The organism is Mucilaginibacter sp., assembly GCF_036383575.1.
Lineage (GTDB): Bacteria > Bacteroidota > Bacteroidia > Sphingobacteriales > Sphingobacteriaceae > Mucilaginibacter.
Window position 1 is genome coordinate 1 of sequence record NZ_DASVOB010000097.1, and the last position, 8003, is coordinate 8003.

At 42.2% G+C, this 8003-nt stretch carries 5 protein-coding genes; 3 read left to right on the forward strand and 2 right to left on the reverse strand.

From position 1 onward, the window contains the following. The coding region (locus VF500_RS03630) for a glycosyl hydrolase 2 galactose-binding domain-containing protein (RefSeq protein WP_414688562.1) at positions 1–772 on the reverse strand (772 nt) is incomplete at its 3' end. A 209-nt stretch (positions 773–981) separates the two neighbouring features. Continuing rightward, entirely contained in the window at positions 982–2421 is a 1440-nt protein-coding gene (locus VF500_RS03635; RefSeq protein ID WP_330858365.1) for an alpha-L-fucosidase, read from the reverse strand. A gap of 182 nt (positions 2422–2603) precedes the next feature. Here VF500_RS03635 and VF500_RS03640 point away from each other — a divergent pair, with 182 nt between their 5' ends. From VF500_RS03640 to VF500_RS03650, 3 genes are all read left to right on the forward strand, one after another. Then, the gene (locus tag VF500_RS03640; RefSeq protein WP_330858366.1) at positions 2604–3248 is read left to right on the forward strand and encodes an RNA polymerase sigma-70 factor; all 645 of its coding nucleotides are present in this window, start codon (positions 2604–2606) and stop codon (positions 3246–3248) included. Between the two features lie 51 nt (positions 3249–3299). Further along, positions 3300–4397 (forward strand): FecR family protein, encoded by a 1098-nt coding sequence (locus VF500_RS03645; protein ID WP_330858367.1) that lies wholly within the window; start codon positions 3300–3302, stop codon positions 4395–4397. Between the two features lie 188 nt (positions 4398–4585). Further along, positions 4586–7906 carry a SusC/RagA family TonB-linked outer membrane protein gene (locus tag VF500_RS03650; RefSeq protein WP_330858368.1) on the forward strand — a complete coding sequence of 1107 codons (3321 nt, stop codon included), beginning with the start codon at positions 4586–4588 and terminating at the stop codon, positions 7904–7906. Positions 7907–8003 lie beyond the last annotated feature (97 nt).

Genomic DNA, 8003 nt, shown 5'->3' on the forward strand with positions numbered 1-8003 from the left:
GCTGCGCACCTTCCGGTTGACGGATGCCCGGTACCAAGGTAATTACATGCGGATCTTTAATAGCCACAGCGCCGGTATGTTCAATGGTTACTTTATCCCAGATGCCGGTGTTACGGTCGCGGATAGGTTGGATCCAGTCCCAGCCGGCGGTATATTGAATCCCTACACCACGGGCAATGGTGCCATCGCCGCCCTGGCCGCCATTGGGGTTACCAACAACATCGGGAGGATAAACAACAACCGCCAAACGGTTATTGCCATTTTTATTGAGCCACTTGGTAATGTTATAGCTCTGGCGCAAAAACATGCCCTTATGCAGCTTGCTATTTAGTTTGTGCCCGTTCAGGAAAACATCGCAACTGTAGTTTACACCGCGAAAGTTAAGGTATGTTTGATTGCTGCCTGTTGGTGCAGCTTCTTTAAAATCTTTGGCAAACCAATAGGTATAATAATCACGGCCTACTTTGTAAATATCAGGGATCTTTTCATTGTTCATGCCGTAAAAAGGGTCAGGCACCTGTTTATTAGCCACCTGGGTAGTAAGCACAGTGCCGGGAACAACCGCAGGGTTCCAGGCAGCCAAATCGTAATTTGGTTGCGATATCGTTGTGCCGTTATCCTTAACACTATTCATTGAGGTGCATTTCCAGCCGCTGTTAAGCTCATAACCGGTTTGCGCCTCCGCGTTCTGGTAAACGCCTGAAGCAATGATTGATAACACTAATGAAAATTTAAACAATGCAGATCTGCCTGCAAAACGGGTTGTTGTCATTTATTTGGATTGGATGAATGATCAAAATTAAAAACTGCCAAATCAATTTAGCTGTAAAAACTTGGCTATATAGTGTGGTATTTTGTCTGTTAAAACATCTGTCATTGCGAGGAACGAAGCAATCGCGAACTATACAGGGCGGACCTGCTAATCGGGGATTGCTTCGTACCTCGCAATGACGTTTATAATTAAAGTATCTAAATAACTTATTAATAAACTATTTTAAAACCTGCCGCTTCATTCAGGCCGCTTGCCTGTTGTAGTTTTGCAGGGATGCTGATATCAATACCATCAGCCACCTGTTTCCATTTAAGGCTTTGTGTGCTGCCTAACAGGGTAACTTTCTTTACCTTTTTAATATCTTTTAGTTTTACAGATACTGTAGCCGGTAAAACCACCTTTTCCTGATCGCTCAGGGCAAAGGCATAAATAGTGTTGCTGTTTTTTGCTTTAGTATAGTATATATTACCTGTTGAGTACGGCGCTACCGACTGGCTGGCGTAAATTCCTTCTCCATTGATTTTCATCCACTGGCTGATACCTTGCAGGCGTTCGTAAGCTACAGGATCCCAATCGCCATCAGGGCCCGGGCCGATATTCATAAGTAGGTTACCACCGCGTGATACGATCTTCACCAATAACTGTACAATTTGCTGTACCGATTTATAATGATCGCCGGGAACGTAGCTCCATGAGTTGCCCATGGTTATGCAGCTTTCCCATGGGTGATCAAGCGGAACTTCGGGCACTTCCTGTTCTGGGGTAGTATAGTTTTCATATTTGCCTGCTACGGTACGGTCGACAACGATAAGTCCCGGTTGTTTTTGCCTGCCCATGGCTGCAATCTTCGGCATACCAATGTCCTGGTCAAATTTGATCCCGCGCTGCCATTCTACAGTTGTATCAACACTGCTTTTAGGGCGTACCCACCCACCGTCAAGCCATAAAATATCAACTTTGCCGTAATCGCTCATCAATTCGCTGATCTGGTTATAGGTAAAATCTTTAAACTTCTGCCAGCGCTCAGGATATTTTTTAGGGTCATAGTTTACGTTACGATCTTTTGGTGGGAAATAAGGCCACCAGTAATTTTCAGTATGCCAGTCGGGCTTAGAGAAATAAGCCCCTATCATAAAGTTATCTTTACGGAAAGCATTAAAGATCTCCTTGGTTACGTTACTTCTTGGATTGGTTGAAAAAGGCGTTTTGCTGCTCGTGATCTTATAATCGGTTTCTTTAGTGTCAAACATGCAAAAACCGTCATGATGCTTGGTAGTGAAAATCACGTATTTCATCCCGGCATCTTTTGCTGCCTTTACCCATTTTTCGGGATTGAATTTGGTTGGATTAAAAGTGGTTTGCAAATTTTCATAGGCGGCCTTATATCCGTTATAAGTAGCGCCATACGGGCCGCGGCGCTGCGTCCAGCCTTCATCTTCAGGGCAAATGCTCCAGCTTTCAACTACCCCCCACTGGCTGTAAGTACCCCAGTGCATAAACAAACCGAACTTAAGATCCTGCCAGTTGGCAATTTTTTGCTCAACCGCCGGGTCGCCGGCAGGAACATACTGCTTTGACATATTGTGCTGTTGAGCAAAGGCCGAAAAGCACCCAAAAACCAAAAGAAATACCGTAAATAATCGTTTCATCAAGCTTTTATTTTATAATTTACTGACAATTTTATATGGTGTATTGCCTACACACTTTTTAAAATATTTTAAAAAACATCGCAACTTACATCATAAAATTTTATTTTTCGGTTTTAATATGTTATTATTGTTACACCATTATTAAGTTTTAAATTTAGTTGATTAATTAAAAAATCTTCGTTTTGAGAGACAGAAAAGTTGATACGCTAAAATTGTGGAAACTCATTTGCAACAATGACGATGAGAACGCCTTTGAGCTCTTTTTCCATGTCCTTAACAACTCGCTCATTAAATTTTGCGTGTTGTATGTGCATCAACGGGAGATCGCCGAAGAAATAGTTTCAGACGTGTTTGTAAAGTGTTGGCTTAACCGTAAAAATCTCACCGAAATTCAAAACCCCGAAACCTACCTGTTTGTAGCGGTAAAAAACCAATCGCTAAACCACATTAAGAAATACTCAACTATCCACCTCGTACAAATTGAAGAAACCAACTCGGTTGAATTTGTAAATACTTATAACCCTCAAAAGGAAATAGAAAACAAAGAGCTCATCTTCCGGATGGACCAGGCAATAACCGGCTTACCACAGCAATGCCGCATTGTTTTCAGGCTGATAAAAGAAGACGGTATGAAGTATAAGGAGGTAGCCGAAATTCTGAATATTTCTCCCCGTACGGTACAAACCCAGCTTTTCAGAGCTATCAAGAAACTTAGTGTCGTTCTGACACAATACAATAAGCACAACGAAAATACGCCTAAAACCAATGCAATCAACATTTTAGGATCTGTAATTGTGATTTTTCAATTATTTTTTTTACACTTGTAAGTAATTAACCTAAATAAGTTGTCCTATCATAAATAAGGATGCAATTTTACGATGGGCAATGATAAATTTATAGAGCTGATAGGCAAAAAACTGTCAAACGAGATCAGCTCTGATGAAAATAACGAACTTCTGCGTTGCTTAGCTAATGATGCTTCCCTTCGTGAACAATACGAAGCCCTTTCTGCTTATTGGAAACATAACGATGCAGCATATGCTGATAATGCCCTTGCTTTTCAAAAAATAAAATCAAAAATTAAGGCGCAGGAAGTTCCCGAACCTGCAACTATTATTGCTCCTGCTAAAAAGGGCACTATATATTACCTTTGGCGCGCTGCGGCGGCGGTTGTTTTAATAGCAGGGTGTTCTTATCTTTTTTATACAAAGATGGTTGCATCGGGTCACGAAATGGCAAATACATCGCCCAGTGCCTGGCAAAATAAAAATACTTTCGTCCGCGAAAAATCAACCATCACACTATCTGACGGTACGCGTATTACCCTTAACTCAAAAAGTTCATTGAGGTACCCAACAAACTTCACGGGCAAAACCCGCGAAGTTTATTTAAGCGGCGAAGCTTTTTTTGATGTACATAAAGACCATGAACACCCGTTCATTATCCATACCGAAAAAATGAACATTAAGGTATTAGGTACGGCTTTTAATGTTAAATCATATCCAAACGATCCATCGAGCGAAACAACCCTGATCAGGGGCGCCATTGAAGTTACACTTGACGACCGCCCTTCGGACAGGATCATTTTAAAGCCAAGCGAAAAGCTCATTGTAAAAAAAGGTTCATTCACTACAGTTCATAAAAAAGAAACCAAACTTACTCCTGCAACCGACAGCAGCGCGGGTACGCAGTATGTTTTAACCAGCTTTACCCGCCTTCACCAGGACGACAACGCTGTTTTAGAAACTTCATGGACACAAAACAAACTCATTTTCAGAGGTGAAAACTTCGCCGATCTTGCGGCCCGTATGGAACGCTGGTATGGTGTTGAGATCAAGTTTAAAAATGATGAGATGAAGAAGTACCGTTTCACTGGTACTTATGAAAAAGAGACCATTACCCAGGCGCTTGACGCGTTACGCATTACTGAGGATTTTCATTATAAAATTAAAAATTCCATCATTTACATTTACTAATCATCTCCTATAGTAATACGCCAAAACGTACTGTCTTTTCTCAATTCCTCCGGATATTATTTACAATATTTATAATTGTTACACACCAATCCGTTCATTTTACACTATTACCTGTGCTAATTATAAAATTTATGTAAATTTAGACATCCCCAATGGATGTTGGCGACAGGTTTAGGTTATCGGTATAAATGAAAATACGGTTTACGTTAATATTATTCTTCAATTTACTGGCTATATTAACTGTATATTCACAAACCCGTGTCACTATCAATTTAAAATCGGCCGATTTTAAAAAGGTGATATCAACCATCGAACATCAAAGCATTTATCATTTTGTTTACAGTGAAAGGAAGATCCCCGCCTTAAACAAAGTTGATATAAGCGTTGATAACGAAGATGTTAAAACCGTTTTGGATAAAATTTTAGCCAACTCGGGTTTTGCTTATACTGAGCTTGCCAATCATCTTATAGTAATTGCCCCGGTTGATGAAATAGTTAATGTAGTTAAAGTAACGGGGATTGTTGTTGATGAAAATGGGGCACCACTTGCCGGCGCTACGGTTAGGGTGCGGGGTTCAACCATGGGCGCCTCTACAGATCTGCAAGGTGCCTTTTCATTTGAGGCTCCCGATCAATCAACATTAATAATCAGCTTTATAGGGTACGTTACCAGGGATGTAAAATTATCTGGCACCACTTCTCTTAAAATTACCCTTACCACGAGCAATATTTTAAGCGAAGTTGTAGTAACCGCGCTCGGCATAAAAAAGGAGGAGAGAAAAGTTGGCTATTCGGTAACAACCGTGGGTGGCGATGTACTTGATAAAGCCAAAGAATCAAACGTGGCTTACTCATTGGAAGGCCGCGTAGCCGGTTTAAGTATTAGTGGTGTTAACGGCGGGCCAGCGTCATCGGCAAGGATCTTACTGAGGGGGGTTACCAGCTTTGGTGCAAGCGCGCCGCTTTTTATTATCAACGGCGTTCCTATTGATAATACCCAGCGAGGAGCAGCCAATGAGTGGGGCGGCGCCGATTTTGGCGATGGCATAAGCAATATCAATCCCGATGATGTTGAAAGCATGACCGTATTGAAAGGCCAGGCAGCATCGGCTTTATATGGGGCGAGAGCGGCTAACGGCGTTATTTTGATTACTACCAAAACCAGTAAGAAAAACTCCGGGTTTGGCGTTGAGTTTAATACCAATTACCAAACAGATAAAGCTATCAACACCTTTGATTATCAAACAGTTTATGGGCAGGGTTTGTATGGTATAAGACCGGCAAGCGTGAATAACGCCATAACATCGGGCAATTTTGGCTGGGGCGAAAAACTGGATGGTAAGCCAACTATCCAGTTTGATGGCAAATATTACCCCTACTCTCCAGTTACCGATAATATCGAGAAATTTTACCGGCGTGGATACACATACACCAATACCGTAGCTTTTAATGGCGGTAATGAAACAGGAGCTTTCCGACTGTCAGTTTCCGATCTCAGGAATGGCTCCATTATCCGCAACAGCGGCCTTAACCGCAAAACGGTTAACCTTACTGCAACGCAAGGCATTTCCGATAAATTCAATGTCAACGTCATTGCTAATTATATTGACGAGTCGTCAAATCTGAAACCCAATCTGAGCGATGGCCCCCTTAATCCCAACAACATTCAATACCTTGCTGCCAACGAAAATCAGGCAGCCCTGGTACCGGGGTATGATTCAAACGGCGACGAACTGCGATGGACGGGAGATACCTTCGTGACCAATCCTTATTTTGCTGTAAATAAATTCGTTAACAATATAAGCCGCAACCGTCTCATATCGGCCATAACTGCCCGCTACAATATTAAAGACTGGCTTTATGCCCAGGCACGCTTAGGTGATGACGTGTTATATGATAAACGTTTAACCATTACCCCTACCGGTACTGCCTATTCGCCAGGGGGCGCAGGTTCCATGGATGAACAATCATCTACAGAGCGCTCTGAGCTAAATGCCGACATATTGATAGGTGCTAAACACGATATCATAAAAAAGCTGCTCAGCTTTGACTTATCTGCAGGGGCCAATCTCCGTAAAAACAGCTATGACTTTACACGCCTTTTCGGAGGCCCGTTTATTGTACCCAATTTTTACAGCTATACTAATCTGGCTACAAAAAATAGCACTTACGATTATAAAAGCTCTGAAACCCACTCAACTTATTATTCGGTCGATTTTTCGTTAAAGGATTTCCTGACACTAACTACTACCGGCCGCTATGATACTTATTCAACCCTTCCGGTTGATAACCGCAGTATTTTTACGCCATCAGTATCGGCAAGTATCCTGTTTTCAGACCTTGTACGGATCCCCGGACTTGATTTTGGAAAACTTAGATTATCATATGCCCAAACCAGCGGCGAACCTACCGATGTATACATTACGTCGCAATATTATACCATTAATAATTCTGTAAATGGCGTACCTACCGGAGGCTTTAGCGATAGCTTGCCTAACCTGTTTTTAAAGCCATATACACTTACCGAAATGGAAGTGGGCACCGATCTGAAATTTTTAAACGGGCGATTGGGTATTGATGTGGCCTACTTCCACCGCAAAACCAGGAACGAGATCATTAAAGGCGATCTGGACCTGGCAACCGGCTTTGCCCGGCGGTTTATACCAACCGGCTCTACCCAGAATAACGGCATTGAAGTTTCACTAAACGGTACACCTTTTAAAACTGCCAATTTTAACTGGTCGCCATCGTTTAACTTCACTTACGTGCAAAACAAGATCCTTCAAACAGATGGTACGCCTGAATCGGCTAACATAAGTTTTGGTACTTACCGCCCCCTTAATGCCGCTACCGCATTAGTTAAAGGCCTGCCAGGCCCGCAAATTATGGCTAATGATTACCTCCGGAACGCTAAAGGACAGATCATTTTTGACGGTAACGGACTACCCCAGGCCGGTCCGCGGGTGCCCATGGGCAGTGCAGTACCTAACATTTACGGCGGGTTCAATAACAACCTCACCTATAAAAAATTCAATTTGTCATTTTTGATCGATTACCGCTTTGGCAACAAAATACTTTCGGCCACAAATTACAACAGCATTTACAGGGGCTTTAATAAACTTACCCTGCCGGGAAGGGAAACCGGTGTTGTTGGCGATGGCGTAAATGCCAATGGTGATAAAAATACGGTTGTTGTTCCGGCACAAACCTATTACCAAGCGCTTGCCCAAAGTGTTTCGGCATTGAATGTTTTAGATGGTAGGTTCATTAAATTGAGGCAGGTTACTTTTGGATATACCTTCTCAAAGGGCTTCCTAAATAAAACACCGTTTGAGGGTATAACCTTTTCATTGGTAGGCCGAAACCTATGGACGATCATGAAAAGATCAGACAATATCGACCCCGAATCAGGCTTTTCTCCGGATATAAAATATGCCGGAATTGAGGGGGCAAGCCTTCCGCCAACGCATACTTACGGAATAAATGTTAACTTTAAACTCAAAAAATAAATAACACAAAGATGGCTTCCACCATAAAACACAAACTCCTATGCTGTTTAGTAATGCTTGCGGCGTTACTAAAATTTTCTACCGCAAATGCGCAGGT

Excerpts from the sequence above, each read along its gene's own strand:
- VF500_RS03635 (WP_330858365.1), bottom strand. The coding sequence starts at position 2,421 with ATGAAACGATTATTTACGGTATTTCTTTTGGTTTTTGGGTGCTTTTCG.
- VF500_RS03650 (WP_330858368.1), top strand. The coding sequence starts at position 4,586 with ATGAAAATACGGTTTACGTTAATATTATTCTTCAATTTACTGGCTATA.
- VF500_RS03645 (WP_330858367.1), top strand. The coding sequence starts at position 3,300 with ATGGGCAATGATAAATTTATAGAGCTGATAGGCAAAAAACTGTCAAAC.